Raw genomic sequence first — 26,271 nt, 5'->3', positions numbered from 1 at the left:
ACATATATGCGCCTGTTGTTATTATCGCTATCCCAATAAATACACCGATTAACAATGGACAAGCAAGGCCAGACGCCGATTCACATCAGTATGGTTCCAGCGTCCATCCACGTTCGTTCGCCAGCAGACGATCCGTCAGTTCAAGCTTGTCCATAAAAGCATCGTCGTGCGATACCACCATCAGCGCTCCCCGATAGCTGCGCAGCATCCGCACCGTCAGCCTGACGCCGGAAGGTGCGGTGTTCCTTGAACGCTGCCGGCGTATTCTGTGCGAGGTGGAGTCTGCCGAAGCCGAACTTCTGCAAACGAAGAAAATACCGCAGGGCAAGCTGCGCATCAGTCTCCCGTCGGTCGGTACGCTTTTTATGTCCAAACTGGGGGACTTCAAGCGGCTCTATCCCGATATAGCGCTCGATATCGATTATTCAGATCGTCTGGTGGACGTCATTGAGGAGGGATTCGATGCCGTTGTCCGCACCGGAACGCCAGGCGATTCACGGCTTACCGCGCGATGGCTGGGGACTTGCCGCAGGGTGATCGTGGGCGCTCCCGCATATTTCGATAAGGCGGGTATCCCGCTTACGCCGGAAGATCTGGCAAGCCATGCCTGCCTGCTCTATCGCTTTCCCGCCACGGGTAAACAGGATGTCTGGCCATTGTCGCGCCCTGACGGTATGCCTGCCATTGAACTGTCCGCCAGTATGGTGACCAATAGCCTTGACCCGCAGGTGAGCTTCGCGGAACAGGGGCTGGGCATTGCCTGTGTGCCTGAAATCGCGGTGCGCTCACAGTTGCGGCAAGGCAAACTGATAACCGTATTGAACGACTACAACCGGGAGAGTATGGTTTTCCATGTGCTTTGGCCGTCGAGTCGTTATCTGTCGCCCAAGATCCGGGTGTTCGTTGATTTCATCGTGGCGAAACTTTTCCCGCTTTAGACGTACCCGGTATGTGTAGGATCAGCCTTTAAATAGCCTCATCCGAGCGGGGAATCGGGTTTCTAATGGAATGATTGAGGAGATACGATGAATACCAAACCCAACCGTGCTCTTCTCAACGAGTTTTGTACCGGCGTTTCCACCGACATCTCAATTGGGTGCACCGTATGTCTATACACGAAATAATCGCGGAAAAATATTATGAATATCCATTTATTATTTATGTGATAAATAGTTAAAACGAGAAATCGCATCAGTGTTAATTCATCAAATATTTAAATAGTTAAAGAATAAATATCATTTAAATTACCTGCTTGTAACAAAAAACTATTTCATGATCAAAAAAACTTATAGCACTTGCATTGAGATAATAAACCGCTACTATCGTTTTAATTAAAATTTCCAACGGGAAAATAGCCTTTATGAAAAATGATTTCTCATTATCTGTTTTTAAAACACTCTCTTTTATTATATTACCTTTACTGCCATTGCAATCATTTGCTGACGTTTCTGTAATTAAAAAAATAAATATCAAGAACGCCAATGTTGAGCATGTCAAAATTGTCTATGTCGGCGACGTGACTGAAGGTAAAACCGTAGATGTGATGTCCGCTCTGGATGAGATTAACGCGACTTACCCTAATCTGAAGGATATATATTTTTATATCAACAGTTACGGGGGTGACATGGATAATGGTTACATGACCTATGAAGCGATAAAAAGCTCACCCATTCCAGTAACCACGGTGAACATGTCAATGGTAGGCTCTTCGGCCACCATGTTCTATTGCGCGGCGAAAGAACGCCTGGCGATGAAAGGCGCATCATTTATCCTCCATCCGGCGGCCACATCCAACATCAATCGTGAGTATTTAAAACCTGATGAGGTAAATACGTTGCAACAAATGAATATCACTTATAACAATATGTTCGATACGATTTATAAGAACTGTACAACGTATACCGATGATGAGCGTAAAAAAATACTGTATAGCGAAAGCGCCAGAGCATTAATTGATGCCGATCAGGCGATTGAGAAAAAGATGGCGACAGATATTGCAGAAGCAATGATCAAGGCCGACGTGTCTTACTATATCTCTGAGAAAGAGACGCATTAATCCTCATGTGGCGTTACTATCGGATAATAATCATCAACAAATCGCGTGCCCGCTGTGACGCAAGCACGCGCTCTGCTCATACTTGCTGCCACTGCATGCGCATTTGGATTAATTGTGTGCGCAGAAGCAGCACACAGACGCATCCCGTCAAAATATCGGCAAGCGGCAAAGAGTAATAAATGCCGGTAATGCCCCAGTACCAGGAAAGAATAAGCAGCAGCGGCACCGTCAGTACCATGTAGCGCAACAGAGAGATATACAGCGCTGTTTTAGCGATGCCGACCGATTGGAAATACATCAGGCAGACCTGCTGTAATGCAATAAACGGCATAGAAATATGGAAGATGATAATGGCGAGAGACGCCACAGCAATAACATGCGGATCGGTTGAGAAAAACGCGGCCATCGATCGGGAAAAGAAGAAACAGATCACCGTATAGAGCAGCGCGACGCCACAGGCAAACAGGGTTAGCGTTTTCACCACTTCGTGGACGCGTTGTATTTTCCTCGCGCCAAGGTTATACCCGACGATGGCCTGTGAGCCCATGCATAATCCGTTTATCGGCAGTGAAGCGACCATTAACAAGCGGGATGCGATCCCAACCCCTGCAATAACCGTATCGCCATAGTTCATGGCGATCTTGTTTAAGCAAGAAATGGAGATGACCTGCAACAGCGAGTTTATCGCGGCGGGAAATCCCACTCTGACGATGGCCCTAAGCCCTTTTCCGTTTGCAAAGCCCGCTTTCAGATTTATCACGCTGCGGCCGGAAGAAAAATGCACGGTATACATCGCCACCGATACGCACTGCCCGATTAACGTGGCAATCCCCGCGCCTTCAATGCCGAAATCGAAGTAGAAGATGAATATGGGATCGAGAATGGCATTGCTGATAAAGGCGGCAAGCTGAGTATGCATACTGAAAGGCGTATTACCTTCCGCCCGGGTAATAAAACCGGCGGTCATATTGAGAACGACCAGCACATAACCAATCAGTAACCAGCGCAAATAACGTTGTGATAATACCAACGTCTCGTCTGTCGCCCCCATGGCGGAAAAAATTTGCAGTGAAAAAGACTCAATAAATATGCAAAGCAAGATGGCGCAGACCGCCCCCAACGCTATCGACGAAAGCGCATATTGGCTGGCTTTCTCGTTATCCCCAGCGCCCAGGAAGCGAGAAATAAAGGAAGCGACCCCGGTACCGAAACAGAGACCAATACAGGAAATGGCGATCGCAAAGGGAAAAGTCAGCGCCATTGCCGCAATGGCTTGTGTGCCCAAACGTCCGATAAAAAAAGCATTCAGAATCTGATACAACGCGCTCACGCTGACGCCTACGATAGTAGGAAGCGCAAGCTTTGTGATAAGCGGAAGAATATTATCATTAGCCAAGGCGGCAAGCCGCTGAGTATTGTCTGCTACTTTGCTCATATTATATTCCAGCAAATGAAATAAAAGCAGAGGCGACGCCGGTATCGCCACTCGTTGATTTCATTCATTAACTAATGGAATAATTTAAAATACGCCCTGACGACTGAGAGGAAATGATATGGATCAATATGGCGCGTTTACGGGAAAATTATGCTTGTCAAAAAATTACCATTATCAAACTAATAAGTTTTTTAGTAACCAATAGTGTCATTTACTAATGGAATAAAATTAAATAAACGCATTTAAAGTTTTTGCTATCGGGTACTGACATATAACCTCTCTGACTAAAGAACTGAGAGAAAATATTACTGTCAGCCTATTCTATTAACTTTGTTATCGATCATCTTATAGAACATCAGTCTTCAGGCGAGAAGCAGAAATCAATTTCACTACAGCTTTCGCAGGATGGCGAACGGCACATTAGTTCCCCATCCTGCGTCAGGCAAACCTGCCGATAGAAAAATTTTTTCCAACGCATATTTTTGTCATTCATGGCAACCAGCGGCGTAAAACAGACCGTCATTAACTCCCGCAGCTGCGCGCGTGAAGCCAGGCCTAAATCCTGCCACAGATGATTAAACCCCATTGATGCGCTGGCGATTAAAAGATGCATCGGCGCGGCCTGCTCCGCCATGTATTGAGAGAGCCAGTCGGCAAGCTGCTCGCATTCCTGACGACGCGGCATCAATAAGCTGCTCAACAGTTCATCCTGCTGATGCAAATACTCGGGCCGTGCCGTTTCAGTCAGTTCCAGCCGCTGTAGCAACGCCTGCCAGGCGCCATCGTCCAGATTCATCCGCGTCGGAAACCGGGACAGACCGCGTAGGTGATTGTCGACCAGGTAACGTAACCATATCTCCGGTGTCTGGCCCATTACGCCACTCCCTTCTGGTTTACCTCCGGCGGGATACGCTCGGCGCGCCACTGTTCAAGCGTTTCACGTACGGGTTGCCAGGCACCGTTGACGTAAGGCTCTATCCCTTCGGACTCCAGACGCTGCCAGGGCGTCAGGCCGATACGGGCGCAAAAGACCGCCTTTACGTCAGACAGCAGCGCGATAACCCGTTCGAGGCGATCTTCGGGTTCATCTTCGCCGCAGTCATCCGGCCCCTGGCAATAGCGTTGGGTAAAGCGCTCGCCCAGCGGAATGATGCCGGCTTTGGAAATGCTGAAAATATGAAAGCGATCCGCATGACCAAAATGCTGATCAATTACATCGCCTTTCCCGGTTGCCACCGCCACCAGACAGGCGTCAGGCTCTTCCGACTCTCCCTGCGTTGCAATGCTGGCCTGAATGCTGGCCCGGCGAAACAGTGAAGGCAACATCGGTTCGGATTGCGGCGGTAACGATGATAGCGGAAACTCCTGGCTACGGTCATCGCCCAGCATGCCGATCGCATCGGCACGGCATTGATGACAGTGCGCCATCTGCGGCATATGGCGGCCACACTGGCTGCGCACTTCCCCAAGTTCATTCGTATCGGGTTCGCGTACGCCTGCCAAACCAAACCGTGTGCCGTGTTCCGGCTTGGCAATCAGCGGCATGACGTTATGCAGCACGGCACCCCACTGACGGGCCTGCAAACTGACGTCATTCAGATGCGCGGCATTGATGTCCGGGATCAGCACCGAGTTCACCTTCACCATGATGCCGCGTTCGGCCAGTTTGCGGATCCCCTCACCCTGCCGCTCTATCAGCAAATCGGCGGCTATGCGCCCTTGCAGCTTGTCCCCTTCATACCACAGGTGGTCGTAGATTTTTTCGGCGATGACGGCATCGATCGCATTGACCGTTACGGTAACGTGATCGACCCCTACGTCAATCAGTCGATCGACCACGTCAGGGAGCATCAGTCCATTGGTCGATAGACACAGTTTGATATCCGGCATTTCCGCACGCAACCCTTCCAGCGTTTTGAACGTTCGGGCGATATTGGCTAGCGGATCGCCCGGTCCCGCGATACCGATAACCGATAGCTGGGGGATCTGGGAGGCGACATATTTGGCTTTGGCGATGGCCTGTTCAGGCGACAGCAGCTCAGAAACCACGCCGGGACGGGATTCGTTACTGCAATCATACTTCCGGTTACAGTAATTGCACTGCAGATTGCAGGCTGGCGCCACGGCCAGATGCATACGTGCATAGCGGTGATGCGCCAGCGGTGAGTAACACGGATGGCGGGAAATTTTATCCGCCTGTAAAGGTGTAAAGTGAGCCGTGTTCATCGGCCCGCATGAACGCTTGCCTGAAAATGATGCGTTATTTGCCATATGCTTAACCCCGGTAATGAGCGAACCTCATCATTTTTCGTGCAAACGCCATGCCGGGCCGAATAAATTAAAAAATACTTATTTAACAATGTATTATTCCAGTTATTCGCTGCTTTATAACTAACATTGTCAGACAATGTACTGAATGCGACATTAAATACGCTGCATGTTGATGTTCATGATCTGAATGCGGTAAGCCACCTGGCGCGGCGTCATCCCCAGTAAACGGGCCGCTTTGGCCTGCACCCAACCGGTGCGTTCCAATGCGGCGATCAAACGCTGCCGTTCATCCTGGATATTTTCAATGTTCGGTTCGTTGCCGGCATTCGCTACCGCGTCATTGGTTTTGGCGCGGTTGAGCGGCATCAGGGCATTTTCCTTGTAGTTGAACAGGATCACGTCGCGGTCTATCAAGCCGTCCTCGGCCATTACCGCCGCTCGCTCCAGACAGTTCTCCAGTTCGCGCACGTTGCCCGGCCAGTCATAGTTCATCAACAGCCGCAACGCCCCGTCGCTGATGTGCAGCGCCCGCCCTTGCCGTTTACTCAGTTTGGTCAACAGGAACTGGGCCAGATCGGGCACATCTTCAAGCCGATCCCGTAGCGGCGGCAGAAAGATCGGCATGACATTCAGGCGGTAATAGAGATCTTCGCGAAAGTTGCCCGCGCGGACTTCATCTTCCAGATTACGATTGGTCGCGGCGATAATGCGCACATCCACGCGCAGCGTTTCATCGCCGCCTACCCGCTCCATTTCTCCTTCCTGCAGGATCCGCAGCAGTTTGGTCTGGAACGACGCGCTGCTCTCGCCGATTTCATCCAAAAACAGCGTTCCGCCGTCCGCCAGTTCAAAGCGCCCTTTTCGTTGTTTAACCGCGCCGGTAAACGCGCCTTTCTCATGGCCGAACAGTTCGCTTTCCAGCAGTGAATCAGGCAGCGCGGCGCAGTTAAACTTCACAAACGGCGTGCCGGCGCGTGGCGAGTTGTAGTGGATGGCGTTGGCGATCATCTCTTTACCCGTTCCACTTTCGCCGCGAATCAATACGGTGGTATCCCAGCGCGATACCTGGCGCATCAGGTCGAAAATATGCCGCATCGACTGACTTTTCCCGACAATATTGTCAAAACCGTACTGCTGCTGAACCTTTCTGCGCAGGCTATCGCGCTCGGTGCGAAGCGCCTCGCTTTCGCCTTTGGCATGACAGATCAAACGGACGGTTTGCGCGATCAGATTGGCCACCATTTCCAGAAAACGGGTGCTGGAAGGCAGGCGATCTTCATGCAGTTCCATGGGTTGCGCGGCTAAAACGCCCAATGGCATCTCATCCGGCCCGGGGATGGGAACGCAGATAAAAGGCAGAGCGTAATCGTAAAGGTTGAGCCGATCCAGAAAACGCGGATCATCCGACACGCGAGGCAAAACCAGCGAGGTTCGCTGGCTCATCACCGAGCCTAAAATACCTTCCCCCACCCGATAGCGAACGCTCCGTCCCCCTTTGATAACCTGGGTATCAGACCCCTGCAATGCCTCAATAAACAGCGACGAACGGTCTTTATCAAACAGGCACACCATGCCATATTGCATAAACGCATGGTCGTGCAGCACCTGGATCATCGCCTCCAGCGTCTGTTGCAAATCCAGTGAATGACTCAGCGCTACGCTGATTTTATGCAGCGCGGCCATCTGCTGTTGCAGATCTAAGCGGCGGGAAACGCGTTCTGTCGTTGGAAAATGAGGCATCTATTATCCTCCCAGGGTATCGGTGCCGGTAAGGTATAAACCATCAAGCGGCAGAGCAAGCGTCATCCGTGTGGCGCCCGATGACAGGTTTTCTACGCTGACCGTGCCGCGTAACTGCGACATGATCATCTGAATCAGGCGCAGTTCCATGCACTGGCCTGTCGCCAAAATTTCCACCATGGGATGCGGCGCGTCCTGCATGGATGTCGGCAGGTTGTCGCAGACGGCAAAGCGTATCTGGTGACACTGCCGGCTGGCCCGAATCTCAATCATCGCTTCACCGTCTTCCCTGACGGGCAAAATCAGGCAACGATCGAGCCACAGGCTGAGCGCGGTAAGAACCAGCGTGCGCTGAACGCGCAGGGTTAAATCGGGCGCGGAGCAGGACCACACCAGTTTGCCGATGTTGCTCAGACGATATTGGTAGAGTTCCGCCAGATCCGCCATCATGCCGATCACCGGCCAACTGTCCGGCGGTTCATGATTCATGGAGGGACGGCATGCCGTTAAGCGCGCAACCGCTTCTTTGCCTTCATTCCAGGCCGCCCGCAGCGCGATACTATCGGCATCGGGATTCAGACGCAAAGCGGCGGACAGCATATTCAGCGGACAGCTGAGCTGGATTAACGCCGCATCCAGCGTTTCCCGGATCGCCGCCATCATCTTGTTGACATTGATTTGCCGTTCGAGCTGGGTGCGCCGCTCCTGCGTCATCCGCCGCTGCTGTTCCGTGCAATCGACGATCACCACAAGCTGCCGCGGGGGCGCGTTGTCGGTGAAATAGAGACTGGCCTCTTCATTAACCGCATGCAGCGGCCAATTGCTGACCGAAAACCAGCGCTGCGACCCGCGGATCGTCAGCGGCAGCATGGCGGAAGGCTCCGCCTGATTCAGGCAATCCAGTAATACCAGCGGCTCCTGACCTTCGCAGTCGGCGCTGAGCGTTTTATAAGCCAGGTTGTCCATCACGATTTTTTGCCGCTCATCCACGACCACTACCGCTGCCGGGATATTGTTCAGCACGGCGGAAATCAGCGTCATCTGATTACGTACCCGCTGCGCCAGCGCGTAACGTTCGCTGATATTCTTATGCATGCCGAGATAGTGTTCGATTTCCCCCTGCGCATTGACGATAGGGGAAATGGTGACTTCAGCCAGATAAAGCGAAGAGTCGCGGCGCCGGTTAATCAACTGACCGCTCCAGGAGTCGCCCGTTGTAATCGTCTCCCACATGGAGCGATAAACCGATTCCGGCGTATGCCGGCTGGACAACAGATTGTGATTGGCGCCGATCAGCGTCTGCCGCGTGTAGCCGCTCAGTTCGCAGAATGCCGGGTTGACATAGACAATATTCGCCTGCGGATCGGTAATCGAAATAGCAACAGAGGATTGCTCTACGACGGTATGGAACACTGCCGCATGCAACCCCTTTCCCCCGAAAGATGATGTAATCAACTGCACATCGTCCAAGATTAATGATGAACTCATCCGGGCCCCTCCGGTTTGCATGGCGGATTCTGTCGGCTTCATGACAATCGTCAGATTGCGGGACAGCTAGCGAACGACACGAAATAACCATAAGAAAACTGCAAGAATCGTTCCTTCTGAAAGAAAAAACGCGGAAACATTGATCTCAATAAGGGTTTTGCCCCCGTTCGGTGGATTTCTCTTTGTCTGTGAACGCCATCACATCATGAACGTTTATCCATCTGCTCATTTTTGGCGCAGATCCCTGCACTCTAATTGAACATTTATTGACCTAAAAAGCGGGCGGGACGGGAGTCTGGCACGGGGGAAAAGCGGAAATCAGACTGCTGACAAAGCTGCTGATGTATCCCTGTCATCCTTCGCAGCCCCACAGTTGTCATTCCCGCAGTAGTAGGCGGGAATCTCCCGATGAAACCGTAAACAGCCATTGGCTGATTCCCGCCTACGCGGGAATGACGGGGTTGGTAAGGTTAGTCATTGACCTCGGAAATGCTATTTATTGTGGTCCCGCATGCTGAGCCGGGACCATTACTCTCGATTCGAAACGCTACCAGCGGTAGTGAACACCGACAATGCCGGTCCAATCTCCGGTCACGCCGGAAGATCGTTCCCTGCCTATCTCGATGAACATGCGGAGCTGTGGTTTATTAAACGTCATGGATGTGCCGAAGGTTATTTCGTGACCGCTGCGCTGCGACGGGCCGGAATGAGGCGATATCCGCCCGCCGTTCTTGGTCGCCACAACATTAATATCGCCGCCGTAGGTCTGGGTGCGTAGCGCCCGGAGATAGAATTCATGGTCCAGTGCGTTCCCGCGGGTGCGGTAAACGAGCGTCGCGCCCGCTTTGGCAAGGGTCACCGCCGTGCGTTTCATCTCCATCGACACGCCGGTCGACGTCTGATGGCGATCGCCTTGCAGCACGCCGGTAGCGATGGAAGCCTGCGGTTGCAGGGACAGCGATGGGCTTAGCGGGAATGGATAGCCCGTTTCGATCGCGGTCATGAAGGCATTGGTGCGCAAATTGCCGGCGCTGTAGCGTCTTTGGCTGTCGGTAGCATGGTAGTTATTGCGCAGGCGGGTGGTACCCGCGCCGAACCGCAGATAGCCGCCATGGTCGCCGACGACGCCGCCATAGAGGTTGACCCCTAGCGAGGTAAGGTTTCCGCGGCCTTGTTCATACCGGCTTGTCGAACGCCCCTGCGTGACGCTCGCGCCCAGTATTAATGCCGATGTGTCCAGGTCGATGCTCCGCTCGCCGCCGAGCGTCACGGTCTGGATATCCTGGCGGTAATGTCTTGCATACGCGGTATCCACTTTACGCTGGCTACCGCCGGCATTGATCCACATATGCGGGGCGTCGGCATCGACAAATGCCCGCGCGCCGGACAGCCGAGCGGCTTCGAACGACTGTATCCACAGTCCCAGCAGGCTATCGGCGGCGTCGGCGGCGGTCAACACCGTTTCGGACGGGCGGATCCCGTCGTCGGCTATCCTGTAGGCGTTATGACTATTAATGGCGATGTTGCTTGCTTCGACGCTAGCGTCATCAATATTATCAAGGAGCAAAGTGCCGACGTTCGCCGCGCTGGCCGTCACCGAACCGTTGCCATGAATATTGATGCCGGTAAGCCGCACTTGGCTTCCGTCCTCCGAGCGTTCAAGCGTCGGGGTATAGGTGAACGCCACCAAATCGTTCTCATAATTCTGCGACCATCCCGCTTCCAGACCGGCAACGTTATTTAGACTGGCGGTTCCGCCGGCGGCCTGACTGGCGTCAATAACCGTAATATCCGCCGCGGCATCAATTTGTTTGCCTGTTTGTAACGTGGCTTCATTAACCCATGAGGTATCGTCGAGTACCGGATCGTAGACCACGCCAATGTGTTGCGTGCCGGAAGCGTCAAAACGCGCGATCCCGCCGCCAAAGACGATCTGGTCGGCCTGTCCGTGGCGAATATCGCTGAGTAGCAGAATTTGGGCGCCGTCCTCAATGGTCACCGCCGCGTTGCCGGTTGAACTGTCGATTTGCAGCGTGCGCAATCTGTAGGCCGGTACGGAGCCAGGCGAGAACGCGCCCCAGCCGGACGCCATATCGATGATGCCGCCCGCGCCGAGCGTCAGGCCGCCGGAGCCGAAATCGTTGACGTCATCCCCGCCGGCGGTGGGTATCCAACGCGCGCCTTTGGAGAAATTCAGCGCCGTGGCGCCAGTGTGGTAATTCAACGTATCGGAAATATCCGAATCCTGATAACCGAGTACGCGCCCGCGCAGATAAGCGTCGGCGCCGGACAAGGTAATGTCGGTGATGCCGTTGAAGGTGTTTCCGTCGCCATTCGTCACGCTGCCGGTGACGATATCGCCGTCCAGACTCACCCGCGCTTGGCCCGCCTTATTCACGCGAACCTCGCCGGACTGCCCGTCAGTCGCGATATTGTGGATCAGGTAAGCCGCCCCTTCTCCTGTCGCGGAAACATCGGCATCCAGCCCGCCGGCAAAATTGATTAAACCGCCGATGTTTCTCACGCCGTACACCAGACAGACATCACAGGTCGAACTCGCGCTTAACATTACGGTGTCGCGTTCGGAGAGGAAATTAATGATACCGCTATTGTGGACGGCATGAGCCTGAGCCGCCGTAGCGATCGTCGCGTTCACGCCCTGAGCGAAATTGATCGATGCGCCGCGGCCATAGACATTCTCAATGGCGGAAGGCAGTCCCCACGGGGTATAGCCGGTGCTGTTGGTCACCGAAATGGCGACATCGCCGTCGAAGCTCATCCGTGCGGTACGGTAGGTATTGGCGATGCCGAAAGCCGAACGCGGTCCCCCGGCGACGATCGTGGCGTCGCCTCTCACTGCGAGCTGCCCCTGGTTACGAATGCCGAATACGGTGGAACCGTTGGAGGTCGCCGCCAGATCCAGCGAACCACTGATGAAGAGTTTACTATTGGCGTTATTGTTATAGATGCCGTGGACATTATCGCTGGGCCATAGGCCGTAGGCCGTAATATTTGCGTCTCCATTAAGCCTGATGCTGCTTCTTCCGCCCCCGGAATTGTAGATACCCGTCGTCGATTCGCCCCGCGCCTGTGTGGTGATCGCGGTGTCGCCGTTGATCGTAACGTCGCTTTGGTACACCCACAGCCCCTGCGAATAGCCCGGCGTAGAGGTGCGAATCGTCGTATCGCCGTTGAAAACGGCGGTGCTCTGGTAGAGGCGGATGCCGATGGAGGAACTCAACGGCGTCGCGTCGTCAGACTGGGCGTAGACCGAAGTCGCGCCGTTCACGGTCAGGCTGCCCTGCTCAACGTTGATGGCCATGGCGGTGCCCCAGGCTCCTACCTCCGCGCGCTGGGTCGACATGTTTAACCGGCCGGCGCCGTTGTCTCCCGCCTGCAAGATCACCGGCGAACTTCCGTTCCGTATGTTGAGCGCGTAACTGTCTTCGATTTTGTTGGTCGCGGTGGCGATGGTATCGCCATCCTGGAATTTATAGACCCATTCGCCGCCGTCGCCGGCGCCGATATCATATTGCGAATCGGCTTCCTGCACGCCGGTGATAACCCGATCGAACGTGGCCGGAAATGCGGCGACCGGCCATCCTGCCCCCAACAACGCCGCAAACACCGACATGGAAAGCGCCGAGCGGCGCGTCTGCACGGACCGCTTGCTTTGGTTGATTTCCCCTAAATTGGACGTATGCGGTTGCACATCATCCGTGATGAATAAGCTCATCGAATCCCTCCGGTTGCATTACCTATTCTGTCGGCTTCATGACAAATTGTCAGTTTGCAGGACGATCATTAAGCGACATCCGATATCCATATAAAAAGTGCAAGATACATTCCTCATAAATGAAGAACCCGATAAACCTTGATCTCAATATGGGTTTTAGCCGCTATTACGACATAAATATTCACAATATCGGCATTTTGGCTGTGGATATTTACATTATCTTTGTGTGTTCATCAACCGATAAAAACTGGCATGGCTTTCGCAATACTCCTTGGGTTGTTACGAGCGGGGGGATAAATGAAAGAGATACTGTTAATCATGCTGACCAATATTCTGGTCAATAATGTCGTACTGGCGCGCTTTCTCGGGCTCTGTTCCTTTATGGGCGTCACCAATCAGGTTCATGCCGCTATCGGTATCTCCATCGCCACCACCGCGGTCATTACCCTGGCCGCCGGCTTGAGCTGGATGGTTGAAACCTGGATCCTGATACCGCTCGATCTGGAGTATCTGCGCCTGCTGTCGGTCATTTTGGTGATCGCGTCGCTGGTTCAGCTTATCGAAATGGTGATTGCCAAATACAGCCCGGCGCTTTATCGCACGCTGGGGATTTTTCTGCCGCTGATTACCACTAACTGCGCCGTGCTCGGCGTCGCGCTGCTGATACTTCAGGAACATCTCAGCTTCACCCACAGCGTGTTGTTTGGATTTAGCGCCTCGCTGGGTTATTCACTGGTGATGGTTATCTTTGCCGGTTTACGGGAACGGCAGGCCATCGCATTGCCCCCGCTGCTGTTTAAAGGCACCCCGCTCAATTTCATTACCGCCAGTATCCTGGCGCTGGCTTTTACCGGTTTTGCCGGTTTGTCATCGTAGGGGTCGGAGATGCTGATACTTACCTTACTCGCCATCCCATTGATTTCCGCCATGATCGGCGCATTGCTGGGCTATGCCTCGATCTACCTGAAGGTGGAAAGCGATCCGATGATTGATAGCATTGCGGCGTTGCTGCCAAGCGGACAGTGCGGGCAATGCGGCTATCCCGGCTGTCGTCAGGCGGCTATCGCTATAGCCGGCGGCGAGGCGGCGGTCACCATCTGCTCCCCTGGCGGAAATATGGTGGCGCAACGCATCGCTGACTTAATGGGCATCAATCTGGATGATAGCGGTACGCAAGGGCCGATGGTGGCGGTGATCGTCCCGCAACGCTGTGACGGCTGCGGCCGTTGCTCAAAACAGTGCGCCTTTGATGCGATCGTCGGGGCAACCCGTCAGCTACATGGGGTACTCAGTGAAGACTGCACCGGATGTGGCTCATGCGTGAGCGCCTGTCCGAACAACTGTATTCAACTTTACGCCGATCCTCATCTTACCCCCGCCGTCGCCAAGCCGGTTTTACCGTTACGGCAGGAGCCTGATTATGCTTAAAGCCCTCACCACGCCTCATGGCGGCATCCGTCCTTATAGCCACAAATCATTAACGCGCGATCTGGCGATCCGTACGCTGCCGCTGCCGGATAAGCTGACGCTGCCGTTACGCCAGCATACCGGCGCCCCCGCCATCCCCGAGGTTAGCTTGGGTGACACCGTCACCACAGGGCAACGGCTGGCGAAGCCGTACGGGCGGATGTCCGCCCCGCTGCACAGTCCGGCCAATGGCGTGGTCATCAACGTCGTTAGCGGCGAGTCCGGCTATATTCAGTTGCAGGTTTTGCCGTCCGCATCGAAGGTTGTAGCGTTGCAACCCCTTGATGATTCCCCCGAAGAACAGATGCTGTCGCTCATTGAACAGGCCGGTATTGTGGGGATGGGCGGCGCTATGTTTCCGGCGGCGGATAAAATCCGGCTGGCGATGCGCCATGAAATCAAATATCTCATCATCAACGGCGGCGAATGTGAACCCTATATCACCGCCGATGAGCGCATGATGCAGGAGCAGGCCGAGTTTCTGCTTGGCGGTATTCGTTATTTGCAACAGCTGACGAAAGCCCATCATGTCTACATCGGTATTGAAGACAATAAACGCGAAGCGCTCCAACGCCTTGATCGCTTGTGTCAAGACGACGCGGATATCGACGTTGTCGCCCTGCCTTCGCTTTATCCGATGGGATCGGCCAAACAGTTGATTGAAGCGGTGACCGGTCAGCAAATTCCACATAACAGACGTTCCCCCGAGATGGGCGTGCTGGTGCAGAACGTCGGCACCTGCATTGCCATTTTTCATGCCATCCGTTTTCGTCAGCCGCTGACCCACCGGGTGATTACCGTGAGTGGACGGGCGATTGAGCACCCCGGTAATCTGATGGTTCCCATCGGTACGCCCATCAGCGCCATCATCTCCGCCTGCGGCGGCATGAAGAGCACGCCGGCCCGCATGATCCTCGGCGGTCCGATGATGGGGCGCGCGACAACCGATCTCAATGCGCCAATCACCAAGGGTACCAGCGGCCTGCTGCTGCTGACCGAAGATGAAATTCCCCAGCCGCACGCCAGCGCCTGTTTACGCTGCGGCCGCTGTGTGGATGCCTGCCCGATGGGATTGCCGCCGCTGGCCATGCTGGCCGAGTTGAAAATCGATGCGTTGAATAACGCGCGGGATCTGGGGTTGGGCAGCTGTCTGCTCTGCGGCTCCTGCGCGTGGGTCTGTCCGGCGGTATTGCCGTTAACCCAGTTCTTCGACTGGGGACAACAACAGCTAAGGTTGGAACAACGCCAGCAGCAGAAAATGCAGCGCGCCAGCGCCAATAGCCTGCGCCGACAGGAACGTCTGGCTCGTGAAGCGGCGGAAAAAGCCGCGGCGAAAGCGGCCCGGCCGTCCCGTCGCCGCAACGCCACGCCAGATGTGCCGATGGAGGGCTCCGCATGCTGACATCGCCCCACGTTCATCAGGGTCTCAGCACGCAAAACCTGATGTACAAAGTTAATCTGGCGCTGATGCCCGCCGTGCTGCTGGGCATTATACAGTTTGGCGCGCCGGCATTGATGTTGATGGTCGCCAGCATTGTTACCGCCCTGCTGTGCGAAGCCATCTGCCTGCGCATAAATCCGGTGTCGCTCGGCCATGTTTTCGACGGCAGCGCATTACTGACCGCCCTGCTGTTTACCCTCAGCCTGCCGCCGCACGCCCCGCTATGGCTGGGGGCGCTGGGTTCCGCCATAGCCATTCTTCTGGGTAAGCATATTTACGGCGGGCTTGGTCAGAACCTGTTTAATCCTGCGATGCTGGCGCGCGTGGTGCTGCTGATCTCCTTTCCGGTGCAAATGACCCACTGGGTCGTTCCCTCCGAGTTCTGGAACGGCATGGTGTATTCGCTGAGTACCGACGGTACGACCAGCGCCACGCTGCTCGGCGCGTTCCGCGAACACGCTCAGGCGCCGTTTTCATTGGAGAATGCGCTGATTGGCACCCACAACGGCAGTTTTGGCGAAACCTCCACGCTATTGCTGGCGTTGGGCGGACTGTGGCTATTGCAACAGCGGGTGTTTAGCTGGCATGCGCCGGTCGCCATGCTGGTCGGCTGTCTGCTTCCCGGCACGCTGCAATGGCTTATCGCCCCTGAAACCATACTACCGCCGTTGGCGCAATTCACCACCGGCGGGTTAATGCTGGGGGCGGTATTCATTATTACCGACCCGGTTACCGGCCCCGGCAGCCCGCGCGGCCGCCTCTATTACGGCGCCTTGGCCGGGCTGCTGGTCTGGGTCATTCGCAGTTTCGGCAACTATCCCGAAGGCGTCGCTTTTGCGGTGCTGTTGGTTAACGCGATTACCCCGTTGATTGATAGCTGGACCCGGCCGCGCGCCTACGGTTATCGAACGCAGAAGGAGAAATAACATGGCCTCTGCCTCTTACGGCGGATTGCGTTGGCCGCCGCTCAGCCACCCGATAAGTCTGAGTTTACTGCTTGGCACCTTTACCCTGTTGATTAGCCTGCTGATTGCCGGCGTTTGGTGGGCGACGTATAGCGAGATTGCGCTGCGTCATCAGGAGGATACCCAGCGCCAGCTTTCGGCGGTGTTCCCGCAGGCGCTGCACGACAACTCGCTTGTCGATAGCGAAATCACGCTGAATCTGGAAGGCCGGGAACAACAGGTTTACCGGGCAACGCTGCAAGGCCGGCCCAGCGGCGTGGTGATGTTTGGCGCTGAAAGGGGCTACAGCGGGGTGATTAGCCTGTTGATCGGCATCAATGCCGATGGCGAGCTTACCGGCGTACGGACCATTTCTCACACTGAAACGCCGGGGCTGGGCGACAAAATCGAGCTTAGCCACGGCGACTGGATCCTCGGTTTTACCGGCAAATCGCTGCAAAACACCACGGAAAAACAGTGGCATGTCAAAAAGGACGGCGGCGAGTTTGACGCGTTCACCGGCGCCACCATTACCCCGCGCGCGGTAGTGAAAAGCGTTTATCAAACGCTGCTGCTGTTCCAACGCCATCGGGAGGAATTGCTTGGCCTGACGGAGGAAACATCCAATGAGTGAAATTACCGCGACAGCGCCGGCTGAACGCTCCGCCTATCGGGATATTCTGGTCAGCGGCATCTGGACCAATAATATCACCTACGTACAGCTCCTCGGGCTATGCCCACTGATGGCGGTGACCACCACCGCCACCAATGGTTTGGGCATGGGGCTCATGACCACCGCGGTACTGGCGGGAGCCAACCTGCTGGTGTCGCTGCTGCGCCATATCACCCCGCATCAGATTCGTATTCCGGTTTATATTCTGATCATCTCCAGTCTGGTGACATTGCTTGACCTGTCGATGAATGCCTGGATGCACGATCTGCATAAAATCCTCGGACTGTTTATCCCGCTGATTGTAGCGAACTGCGCTCTGCTTGGCCGGGCAGAATCCTTCGCCGCCCATAATCCGCCGTTTGCCGCCACGCTGGACGGCATGGCGACAGGGTTGGGATTTACCCTCGGGGTCACCTCAATGGGCGCCATCCGTGAAATTATCGGCAGCGGCACGCTGTTTAGCGGCGCGGAACAACTGTTGGGGTCGGCATTTCATTTTCTGGAAATGCATCTGTTGCCGAACTATGACGGTTTTCTGCTGATGTTGTTGCCGCCGGGCGGTTTTTTGGTCATGGGCTTCGTACTGGCCGGGATCCGCGGCGTCAAAGTGCTGCGCTACGGCCGTGACGTTCTGAAGAAAGAAACGTCTGGCGGCTCAGGCTGCGGGGCCGGATGCGGAGGTTGCCACGGATGAAATTCACCATAGCCCACGCCAATGGTTATGAAAGCCGTTGCGTTGAGATGGAGATGCCGGCGCCTGTCACGCTGCGCGAGGCGTTTCTGGCGTCACCGTTGTCTGCGTTGTATCCCTGGTTGGATCCGGACAAGCATCGAATGGGGATTTTTGGCCATTTTTGCTCCGCCGACAGCGAAGTGCATGAAGGCGATCGGATAGAGATCTATCTGCCGATTGAACGTACCGCCCAAGAAGCGGACGACGATGAGTAGATTACACCCTAATGCCGCTCGCTTAAGCCTGGATTTCGGGGGAAACACGGTGATGAGGTTCCCGCAGGGACGCCTCACGCCGTGGTCGCCCCCGGTTTCTCGTGCCTTAAACGATCGGTATTACCTTTTCAGGCATCCTTTTAGGTTAGGAGAATGTAAACCATGAGCACTATCGGCATTTTTTTCGGTACCGACACCGGTAAAACCCGCAAAGTAGCGAAACTTATCAAGGAAAAGTTGGGCGATCGGGCGGACGAACCGGTGAATATCAATCGCGCATCGTTAGCGGATCTGCTGGCCTACGATATTTTGATTCTCGGCACGCCTACGCTGGGCGACGGGCAGCTGCCCGGCCTGGATTCGGAGTGTATGAGCGAATCGTGGGCCGAGTTCGCCGACGAATTGGCGAATGCCGATCTGAGCGGGAAAACGGTCGCGCTGTTCGGTCTTGGCGATCAGGAAAGCTATCCCGATGCCTTCGTTAATGCGTTAGGCGAACTGTATGACATTGTCAGCGAGGCCGGCGCGAAGGTGGTCGGCGCATGGCCGACGGTGGGCTATTCGTTTACGGACTCCACCGCGCTGGATGGCGATCGCTTCGTCGGGCTGGTACTGGATCAGGACAACCAACAGAATCTGACCGAAGAACGCGTCACCCAGTGGATCAGCGAGCTTCAGGCGGAATTTTGATATGGAAAAACGCCGCCCGGCGCCTGATTAACATCTTATTTGCTCACTACGGGAGAGTCTGCCGGAAGAAAGCGACTTGACGACAGCGGCAACGGATTGAACGCGCCATATTATTACCCCAAAATCTCCGCCAGCCAGCGGCGCTGATACTGTTGGCGGAGCTTCTCCTGCCACTGCTGGCGAATTTGCGCCAGTGCCTGCGCCTTCGGCAGTTCGCCGGCCGGGCGGATCGCCTCGCACCACAACACATGCAGACCCATCGGGCTTTCCACTACCGGACTGATGTCGTTCGCATCAAGGGAAAATAACAGCATATCTAATGTCGGATAAAGCACGCCCCGGCCCACCCAACCGATTTTTCCCCCATCCATCGCCGTCGGACATTCAGAAAAACGGTTGGCCAGGCGGTGAAAGCGGCGCGGGTCGATTTGTAAACGGCGTTGCAATGCGCTGATGCGCCCGGTTACCGTGACCCTGTCACAATCGACCTGCGTATCGTCAATCACCAACAGCAAGTGATGCGCCAAACGCTGTTCCGGCTGCTGAAAACGGTGCGTATTATGCTGATACCACTCATCAATTTCCCGTTCACTGACGTTGGGCGCCAGACTGGCCACATTTTCCAACGTGGCGGTGAGGATCGCTTCGTGCGTCAACGCCTGTAAGCGCCCGGCTTCATCAATCCCGGCGCGAGCCAATGCCTCGTTCCAGGACTGTTCGTCATCGAAGAACGTACGCAGCACATACTGCGCCGTCATAATGCTTTTCTGATCCGCGCGGATCCCCCGCCGCTCCGCATGTTCGCGGATCGCCGCTTCCAGACGCCATTGCCGCTCCAGTTGCCCGGCAAACGCCATTTTTTGTTCGGCCCCCAGTTGCCAGGGCAGACAATGATATAGCGACAGAGAGAGTTTCAGCCGGCAATAGCGTTGCCACATGGCGAGTACATCCAGGTTACAGATTGTTGTCATGGTCTACCGCCTCCAGCGCATGTTCCGGCACCTGCAATAACGTACCGCCGAACAGAACGATAAACTGTAAAGGATCCTTTTCCCGCTCGACGCCCATGACCTGACCGATATCCCCGGCCTGCACGCGGATTTGTTGATGGGTCGCCAGCATCATTGCGGCACTTACCCAGTCGCCGTATTGGAAGGCGCTATCGACCCATGGCGCCGAGGCGGGGATCAATTCATGCTCGCGGCACCCCACGATGCGATCGTCCGCCAGGAAGTGAACCTGGTAGATAATATTGTCTTGTAAAAAGGTTCCCCATTCCCGCACATACCCGATCGCGCCACGCCGTACCAACTGCTCGCCACGCGCCATATCCGGGAAAGTTCCGTCATTGCGCACGGTACGGATCACCCGTACCGCTTCACCAAATGCAAAGCGTGGTTTCATACGCTTTCTCCTTCATCCAGTAACATCCAGGGGATAAAACAGCGGGTGGTGCGTTGATAGACTTGCAATTCCGAACGTTCCCGCAGTTCGCCGCTGATGACGTATTGGTAGCTTTCCATCAGCATTGAACGCACCTGTTCCAGCCGAAACTGCTGCCGTTGCTGCGGCGAGATATCCGGCTCATCGTCTGGCTGGTAACGCCGTAAACGGCGGCTGAAGGCATGCAGGATATGCAGATGTTTAACGCGTACGCTCTGTTCATCAAATGGAATGGCAAAGAAACGCAGGAAGTCTTCAGCACTCTCCAACTGACTTATTCCGGGCAATTCATTAAACCAGTCCATATTTCCCCTCCGTCAAACAACGTTAAGCGCCCGGACCGGTATGTCGCATATTCCCTGATAAAGATGGCAAAGTTCATCCCGGGTGGGCGTGCGTTTACCCGTTTCGGCGAACAGACGCAGCGCCTGCTGAAGCTGCGGGATCTGGGCGTCGCTCACCGGCAGACCAAGTTGAGAAAACACCGCCTCCAGCGCGCGCCGGCCTGAATGTTTCCCCAGCACCAGTTGGTGCTCGCGCCCCAGTATCTGGGGAGGGATGCTCTGGTAGCTTTCAACCCCTTGCAATAGCCCGGCGACGTGTACGCCCGATTCATGGGTGAATACCTTGTCGCCCACCAACGGCTGCCGGCAGGGAATGCGCTCGCCGGCGGCCGTGGCGAGCTGCTGGCACAAGGCCGTCAGTTGCGTGGTATCCACATGGGTTTCGCCCAGTTGGGTATGGGTGAGTCCCAATACCACCTGTTCCAGCGCCGCGTTGCCCGCCCGCTCGCCCAGCCCCAGGATGGTAGTGCTGACGTGGGTCGCGCCGGCGCGCACCGCCGCCAGCGTATTGGCCGTCGCCATGCCAAAGTCGTTGTGGGCATGAATTTCCAATTCGCCCAGCCAGTGACGCCGTAACCGCTGGATCTGCTGCATGGTCGAAAACGGATCGAGCAGTCCCAGCGTATCGGCAAAGCGCATCCGGCCCGCGCCGGCCGCGATCGCCACCTGGGCAACCGCGGCCAACTCCTCCTCGCTGGCGCGTGAGGCGTCTTCGCCGCCGACGCAAACCTGAAGCCCCTGCGCTAGCGCAAACTGAATCAAGTCACTGAGCCGCTGTAGCATCTCGGACCACATCAGACCAACCTTGAACTGCCGTAAACAGGCGGAAACCGGCAGCGAAATATCCACCCAGTTAACCCCCAGACGCGCGGCCTGCCGGATATCCTTCTCATTGAGACGACACCAGGCCATCAGGGTTATATCCGGTAATGCCTGGCGGATCTGATAAATCCGCGCGCACTCTTCTTCACCCATGGCGGGCGTGCCCACTTCCAGTTCCGGCACCCCGGCCCGCGCCAGCGATACGGCGATCGCCAGCTTTTCATCGGCGCTGAACGCCACGCCGGGACTTTGCTCGCCATCGCGCAAAGTGGTGTCATTAACGACGACAGTTCTCATCGGCGGAACCTCCCCGGTTAACCCCAGGCCGGCATGAATTCACCCGGTTTCCCCTGCTGCCAGTATGGCGACAGCGCACGTAAACGATCGATCACCGGCGGCACCTGTGCGAGCACGTAGTCGATCTCTTTTTCTCGCGTATAGCGCGATAGTGAAAAACGGATACTGCCGTGCGCGGCGGTATAAGGGATATTCATTGCGCGCATCACATGGGAAGGCTCCAATGAGCCTGACGTACAGGCGCTGCCGCTGGAGGCCGCAATGCCGACCTGATTCATCATCAGCAAAATGGCTTCCCCTTCAATAAACTCAAAAGCAATGTTGAGGGTATTGGGCGTACGCGGTTGTCCCGCGCCCATCACGCGCGTACCGGCTATCGTCCGTAATCCGGCCTCCAGCCGGTCGCGCAACGGTGCGATGCTGGCCGCCATCATCGGCAAATGGATCGCGGCCAACTCGCTGGCCATGCCCATCCCCACGATCCCGGCGATATTCTCCGTTCCGGCCCGGCGCCCGCGCTCCTGATGCCCGCCGCGCAACAGCGGACGAAAGCGCGTGCCACGCCGCAGCCATAGGCATCCGGTGCCTTTCGGGCCGTGAATCTTATGCGCCGAGCAAGAGAGCATATCAATGCCTGAATCGGCTACCGCCACCGCTACTTTGCCCAGCGTCTGTACGGCATCGCAGTGAAACAGAATGCCGCGTTCATGCGCCAACTGCGCCATCTGTTCGATGGGAAACAGCACGCCGGTTTCATTGTTCGCCCACATCACGGTGACCAGCGCGACGCCGTCGTGCAGCAACCCCCGGTAGACATCCAGATCGAGCGCGCCCTGCTCGTTAACCCCCAGACGGTGGATTTTATAGCCTTGCCGCTCCAGGTGTTCGCATACCGCCAGCGTAGCCGGATGTTCAACTTCCGTGGTGATGATTTCACGCCGCGCGGGAAAGGCCTCTACCGCGGAAAGAATGGCGGTGGATGTGGCTTCCGTCGCACAGGAGGTAAAGATCACTTCACTGTCATGACGGGCGCCAAGAAAGCTGGCCACCTGTTCGCGCGCTCTGGCCAGCGCCCGCCGGGAGGGTTCGCCAAAGTCATGAATCGACGACGGGTTGCCGTACTGATCCTGTAAAAACGGCAGCATGGCTTCCAGCACCATCGGATCCAAACGGGTGGTGGCATTGTTATCCAGATAGATTGGTTTCATATGCGCGTTCCTTAGAAATCGGAAGTCTGGAGAATGATCTCGTTGGCGGCAGGCGCGTCCACAACCACGCGGATGAAATAACCCAGACGCTCCAGCAGTTTTTGTTGCAGCCAGCCCAACGTCATATCCGTCATCATGCAACCGTTGCAACTGCCGGACAGGGTTATGCGCACCTCGTTGTCCGTCACGCCGACCAGCCTGATATCGCCGCCGTCCATTTGGATATGCGGCCGTAAACTGTTAATCACCTCTTCAATGGTCAACCAGCGTTCGTTTTTCTGCGCTTTTACGTCCATTGCAAGCGGCGCATCTTTAGCCGCGGCGGCCAGAATAGCGCCCAGCGTCTGTTCAATTTTTTCATGGCATGACGTACATCCGCCGCCGGCTTTGGTGTAATGGATCACCTCTTCGAGCGTCGTCAGCCCATTGGTCAGCACCGCGCGTTTGATCTGTCCCTCATCAACGGCAAAACATTTGCAAATCAACGCGCCCTCTTCATGATCGTCTGCCAGCGTCTCCCCGCGATAGTTGGCGATCGCCGCCCGCAGCGCTTCCTGTCCCATCACCGAGCAGTGCATCTTTTCCGGCGGCAAACCATCCAGATAGTCCACAATTTCCCGGTTGGTGACGTGTGAGGCTTCGTCCAGCGTTTTGCCGATGATCAATTCTGTCAATGCCGATGAAGAGGCAATCGCACTGCCGCAGCCAAACGTTTGAAATCCCGCTTCCTGAATCACTTCACTAACGGGGTCAATCCGTAGCATCAACCGCAGAGCGTCGCCACAGCTGAGAGAACCGACATCGCCGACCGCATTCGCCTGATCGACCACTCGGGCGTTGCGCGGATGAAAGAAATGTTCTTTTACCTTCTCGGAATAATTCCACATGCTCTCTTCTCCCGTTTGTTTACGGCTTATACCCAATAGGTTTTGCGATGCTGGGTATAGATGCGGCTAGGCGCACGACCCGCTTTCACACCGACACCCCAGCGGCTGAAATTCAACCCAGATACCTCGCGTATCCGAGCTGATGCGCGCCTGCGCCAACTGCTGCCAGTGCAGCTCGGAGGCGAATAGCCGCAACCCCTCGATTTCACGGCACTGGTCGCCGGGTAACGCCCGATCGCGCCATATCATTTGTAACGACCAGCCCCGGCAGGCGTCTCCTCTGACGACCAGCGCCAGACCGGCGGTGGCCTGGCTTCGTTGCGCCTGACGTTGCCTGAGCTGTTGTAAGGTCATTGCATCGATGTGAATCATGATTGGCTCCCGTACCTGACGCTTATCATTGAGCAATTGTAATGCCAGTCAGAAAGTGATTTATTATCAGTAAGATATTCTCATTTAGCCTTGTTGCGCTGTTGCATAAACAGCGGTAATTGTCGGTTTTGTCGCACAGCCGACAAGCCTTATTCCTCTTCAAACCAACGACTTTCCTGCATCATCGCCTGGAAACGGTTGGCGTCTTTTTTGCGCAGAGATTTTTTGACCCGCCCTTCGTCGCACAGCGCCTGGGCATCCGCCAGCAGCATGGCTATCGGCGTATTGCGGGCCACGCTTACCGCCCTAACCCCGATCCCCAGCAATTGTCTGAATGCCATATCGCCGACGGCCGTGCAGTACAGGGTGAAGCAGCCCTCCACCGCGCTGATGCGGCTGCTCAGTTTGTCTTCGCTGTGGCCGTGATAGACCGTGAAATCGGCCACTTCCAGCAGCTGAACTTCATTACGGCGTACGCCATATATCGCCAGGCGCGGCGATGAGCCAAAATGCTGATCGACAACGCGTAAATCGACGCTGGCAAACGCAATACGAATAATCCAGCTATCGGCGGAGGGGATCGCCAACTGACGGGTTAAATGTCTCATGGCTTGGTCTCCATGACAGGTTCCTGCGCAGCGGCTGACGGGAAGCTCTGCTTCAAGGGCGAGCGGTAAACAGGGAGTTCGTGATGCGCCTGGCGCATGGCGTTCGCCAGTTCAAATAGGGTATCGCGGATACCGGCATAGCCCTGCCGTAGACGGCGAAACTCGCCGATGCGATCAAATAGCGGAAAACCAATACGCACCAACGTTAGAGGGTATTTCTGCGCCAGCGACGCCGCGTGAGAGTTGGCGCACAGGATATCTATCTGCTGACGTTGTAACGCATCATCGACATCCTCCAAATCGCCGATTTGCACTTCGGCCACCGGCAATGAAGAGAGTCCCGGTTGGTTAGCCGGGGCGACCACGCATTCAGGCCGGATCCCCTGACTGATGGCAAAGTCCAGCCAGGCGGCCAGCAGATCGCCCTCCGCCGCAATCGCCAGACGCTTATCCTGTAGCCAGACATGGGTATCAATCATTGCGTCCTGCAATTGGCCGCGCTGGCGCGCAATCCAGGCCGGAACCTCACGGCCGGACAGCTTGTGCAGATGATGGATAAAGGCATCGCATTGATCCAACGTCATCAGATGCGGCAGCCAGAATGACGGCGCGTGGCTGCGGCTTTCCAATAGCCTGGCCGCCCGCTGCAACGAGACGCCGATGGCGATGGTCGAGGCGCTCTGCCCCATCTGTTCAAGCAAACGTATTGACGTTCCCCCCTGGGTCAAGGCCGAAAAATCGCCTTCCGCCAGATGACCGTCCAGCGACTCCGCGAGATCGGGCAGGATGATCGGCTGCAGGCCGAATGCTTCCACATAGCTGCGAATCAATTCATGATCGCCGGGCGTGAGCATATGCCCCAGCAGCAGATTCACCCGTTTTTTCCGGATTACGCTGGTTGGCGGCGGCAGCGGTACGCACTGTTCAATCACGCTTTCCAATACGGCGGCGTAGCCATTTTCCATCGATCCGTAGAAATCAGGCGAACTGGCCGTTATCACCGTGACCGACTGATATTTAGGATAGGATTCTCTGAACTGCCGCAACGCGAACGCCAGATCGGCGCCCTGGGCCTCCGACAAACCGGTGCTCAGTACCACAATCACTTTGGGATTATGACGTTCGCACAGCAATGACAGCGCCGCCAGTACGTTATTGTTCGACCCCATGATGGTGGTGACCGGATCCATCGCGGTGGTTTGCAGGGGGATGGGATCGTGAAAGTGCTGAATGAAAAACACCTTGGCGAAGGCGCTGCACCCCTGCGCCCCATGAACCAGCGGGATACATCCTTCCAGTCCCATGCTGGCCAGGATCGCCCCCAGCGGCTGGCCGCTTTTAATCGGACTGGTCGCCAGCGGTTTTACCGATTTCAAAACCTGAGCCATTGCCTCTCTCCTT

Annotated in this window: 26 protein-coding genes; 10 read left to right on the top strand and 16 right to left on the bottom strand. The window is 55.7% G+C overall.

The window, feature by feature from the left end; translation table 11 throughout:
- Positions 1-85: 85 nt before the first annotated feature.
- Positions 86-208 carry a hypothetical protein gene (locus ACN28R_RS07565; RefSeq protein ID WP_257790307.1) on the bottom strand — a complete coding sequence of 41 codons (123 nt, stop codon included), beginning with the start codon at positions 206-208 and terminating at the stop codon, positions 86-88.
- 31 nt (positions 209-239) lie between these two features.
- On the opposite strand from ACN28R_RS07565, the gene ACN28R_RS07560 reads away from it, so the two are divergent.
- Complete coding sequence (locus ACN28R_RS07560; RefSeq protein ID WP_236840202.1) at positions 240-938, top strand: LysR substrate-binding domain-containing protein; 699 nt, start codon at positions 240-242, stop codon at positions 936-938.
- A gap of 422 nt (positions 939-1,360) precedes the next feature.
- Positions 1,361-2,056: an ATP-dependent Clp protease proteolytic subunit gene (locus tag ACN28R_RS07555; RefSeq protein WP_095834077.1), complete on the top strand. Its 696-nt coding sequence runs from the start codon at positions 1,361-1,363 to the stop codon at positions 2,054-2,056.
- 76 nt (positions 2,057-2,132) lie between these two features.
- Here ACN28R_RS07555 and ACN28R_RS07550 read toward each other — a convergent pair whose 3' ends face one another.
- The 6 genes from ACN28R_RS07550 to ACN28R_RS07525 form a co-directional block, all read right to left on the bottom strand.
- Positions 2,133-3,491, bottom strand: a complete 1,359-nt coding sequence (locus ACN28R_RS07550) for an MATE family efflux transporter (RefSeq protein ID WP_145957968.1) — start codon at positions 3,489-3,491, stop codon at positions 2,133-2,135.
- A gap of 355 nt (positions 3,492-3,846) precedes the next feature.
- Positions 3,847-4,365, bottom strand: a complete 519-nt coding sequence (locus tag ACN28R_RS07545; protein ID WP_048638850.1) for a nitrogen fixation protein NifQ — start codon at positions 4,363-4,365, stop codon at positions 3,847-3,849.
- On the bottom strand, positions 4,365-5,762 hold the full coding sequence (nifB, locus tag ACN28R_RS07540; RefSeq protein ID WP_095834075.1) for a nitrogenase cofactor biosynthesis protein NifB: 1,398 nt from the start codon (positions 5,760-5,762) through the stop codon (positions 4,365-4,367). The genes ACN28R_RS07545 and nifB overlap by 1 nt, the downstream gene beginning before the upstream one ends.
- 153 nt (positions 5,763-5,915) lie before the next feature.
- Positions 5,916-7,502 carry a nif-specific transcriptional activator NifA gene (nifA, locus tag ACN28R_RS07535; protein WP_048638848.1) on the bottom strand — a complete coding sequence of 529 codons (1,587 nt, stop codon included), beginning with the start codon at positions 7,500-7,502 and terminating at the stop codon, positions 5,916-5,918.
- Positions 7,503-7,505: 3 nt separating this feature from the next.
- Positions 7,506-8,990, bottom strand: coding sequence for a nitrogen fixation negative regulator NifL (gene nifL, locus ACN28R_RS07530; RefSeq protein ID WP_095834074.1), 1,485 nt, complete (start codon positions 8,988-8,990; stop codon positions 7,506-7,508).
- A gap of 547 nt (positions 8,991-9,537) precedes the next feature.
- Complete coding sequence (locus ACN28R_RS07525) at positions 9,538-12,726, bottom strand: autotransporter outer membrane beta-barrel domain-containing protein (RefSeq protein ID WP_095834073.1); 3,189 nt, start codon at positions 12,724-12,726, stop codon at positions 9,538-9,540.
- A 297-nt stretch (positions 12,727-13,023) separates the two neighbouring features.
- On the opposite strand from ACN28R_RS07525, the gene rsxA reads away from it, so the two are divergent.
- From rsxA to ACN28R_RS07485, 8 genes are all read left to right on the top strand, one after another.
- The gene (rsxA, locus tag ACN28R_RS07520) at positions 13,024-13,602 is read left to right on the top strand and encodes an electron transport complex subunit RsxA (RefSeq protein WP_095834072.1); all 579 of its coding nucleotides are present in this window, start codon (positions 13,024-13,026) and stop codon (positions 13,600-13,602) included.
- A 9-nt stretch (positions 13,603-13,611) separates the two neighbouring features.
- A complete protein-coding gene (locus ACN28R_RS07515) occupies positions 13,612-14,154 on the top strand; it encodes an RnfABCDGE type electron transport complex subunit B (RefSeq protein ID WP_095834071.1) in 543 nt (180 codons plus the stop codon).
- On the top strand, positions 14,147-15,595 hold the full coding sequence (gene rsxC / locus ACN28R_RS07510) for an electron transport complex subunit RsxC (protein WP_095834070.1): 1,449 nt from the start codon (positions 14,147-14,149) through the stop codon (positions 15,593-15,595). The genes ACN28R_RS07515 and rsxC overlap by 8 nt, the downstream gene beginning before the upstream one ends.
- Positions 15,589-16,560 carry an RnfABCDGE type electron transport complex subunit D gene (locus ACN28R_RS07505; RefSeq protein WP_095834069.1) on the top strand — a complete coding sequence of 324 codons (972 nt, stop codon included), beginning with the start codon at positions 15,589-15,591 and terminating at the stop codon, positions 16,558-16,560. The genes rsxC and ACN28R_RS07505 overlap by 7 nt, the downstream gene beginning before the upstream one ends.
- A gap of 1 nt (position 16,561) precedes the next feature.
- Positions 16,562-17,212 (top strand): electron transport complex subunit RsxG, encoded by a 651-nt coding sequence (gene rsxG / locus ACN28R_RS07500; RefSeq protein WP_095834068.1) that lies wholly within the window; start codon positions 16,562-16,564, stop codon positions 17,210-17,212.
- Positions 17,205-17,945: an electron transport complex subunit E gene (locus tag ACN28R_RS07495; RefSeq protein ID WP_048638840.1), complete on the top strand. Its 741-nt coding sequence runs from the start codon at positions 17,205-17,207 to the stop codon at positions 17,943-17,945. The genes rsxG and ACN28R_RS07495 overlap by 8 nt, the downstream gene beginning before the upstream one ends.
- Positions 17,942-18,199 carry an RnfH family protein gene (locus ACN28R_RS07490; protein WP_048638839.1) on the top strand — a complete coding sequence of 86 codons (258 nt, stop codon included), beginning with the start codon at positions 17,942-17,944 and terminating at the stop codon, positions 18,197-18,199. The genes ACN28R_RS07495 and ACN28R_RS07490 overlap by 4 nt, the downstream gene beginning before the upstream one ends.
- Before the next feature lie 162 nt (positions 18,200-18,361).
- Entirely contained in the window at positions 18,362-18,889 is a 528-nt protein-coding gene (locus ACN28R_RS07485) for a flavodoxin (protein ID WP_048638838.1), read from the top strand.
- A gap of 113 nt (positions 18,890-19,002) precedes the next feature.
- On the opposite strand, the gene nifM is transcribed toward ACN28R_RS07485, so the two are convergent.
- The 9 genes from nifM to nifN form a co-directional block, all read right to left on the bottom strand.
- Entirely contained in the window at positions 19,003-19,860 is an 858-nt protein-coding gene (gene nifM, locus ACN28R_RS07480) for a nitrogen fixation protein NifM (protein WP_095834067.1), read from the bottom strand.
- Positions 19,844-20,293 carry a nitrogen fixation protein NifZ gene (locus tag ACN28R_RS07475; RefSeq protein ID WP_048638836.1) on the bottom strand — a complete coding sequence of 150 codons (450 nt, stop codon included), beginning with the start codon at positions 20,291-20,293 and terminating at the stop codon, positions 19,844-19,846. Before ACN28R_RS07475 ends, nifM begins: the two co-directional genes overlap by 17 nt.
- A complete protein-coding gene (locus ACN28R_RS07470) occupies positions 20,290-20,637 on the bottom strand; it encodes a nitrogenase-stabilizing/protective protein NifW (RefSeq protein ID WP_095834066.1) in 348 nt (115 codons plus the stop codon). The genes ACN28R_RS07475 and ACN28R_RS07470 overlap by 4 nt, the downstream gene beginning before the upstream one ends.
- Before the next feature lie 12 nt (positions 20,638-20,649).
- The gene (gene nifV / locus ACN28R_RS07465; RefSeq protein ID WP_095834065.1) at positions 20,650-21,795 is read right to left on the bottom strand and encodes a homocitrate synthase; all 1,146 of its coding nucleotides are present in this window, start codon (positions 21,793-21,795) and stop codon (positions 20,650-20,652) included.
- Positions 21,796-21,812: 17 nt separating this feature from the next.
- On the bottom strand, positions 21,813-23,003 hold the full coding sequence (gene nifS / locus ACN28R_RS07460; RefSeq protein ID WP_095834064.1) for a cysteine desulfurase NifS: 1,191 nt from the start codon (positions 23,001-23,003) through the stop codon (positions 21,813-21,815).
- A gap of 11 nt (positions 23,004-23,014) precedes the next feature.
- A complete protein-coding gene (gene nifU / locus ACN28R_RS07455) occupies positions 23,015-23,890 on the bottom strand; it encodes a Fe-S cluster assembly protein NifU (RefSeq protein WP_095834063.1) in 876 nt (291 codons plus the stop codon).
- A 66-nt stretch (positions 23,891-23,956) separates the two neighbouring features.
- Positions 23,957-24,262, bottom strand: a complete 306-nt coding sequence (locus ACN28R_RS07450) for a hypothetical protein (protein WP_095834062.1) — start codon at positions 24,260-24,262, stop codon at positions 23,957-23,959.
- A 149-nt stretch (positions 24,263-24,411) separates the two neighbouring features.
- On the bottom strand, positions 24,412-24,870 hold the full coding sequence (locus ACN28R_RS07445) for a NifB/NifX family molybdenum-iron cluster-binding protein (RefSeq protein WP_183092133.1): 459 nt from the start codon (positions 24,868-24,870) through the stop codon (positions 24,412-24,414).
- Positions 24,867-26,258: a nitrogenase iron-molybdenum cofactor biosynthesis protein NifN gene (gene nifN / locus ACN28R_RS07440; protein ID WP_095834061.1), complete on the bottom strand. Its 1,392-nt coding sequence runs from the start codon at positions 26,256-26,258 to the stop codon at positions 24,867-24,869. Before nifN ends, ACN28R_RS07445 begins: the two co-directional genes overlap by 4 nt.
- Positions 26,259-26,271: the final 13 nt, after the last annotated feature.

The sequence above is a fragment of the Brenneria goodwinii genome, from assembly GCF_002291445.1.
Taxonomy (GTDB): domain Bacteria; phylum Pseudomonadota; class Gammaproteobacteria; order Enterobacterales; family Enterobacteriaceae; genus Brenneria; species Brenneria goodwinii.
The sequence above is the reverse complement of the archived record's forward strand: the minus strand, read 5'-3'. Positions and strand labels throughout refer to the sequence as shown.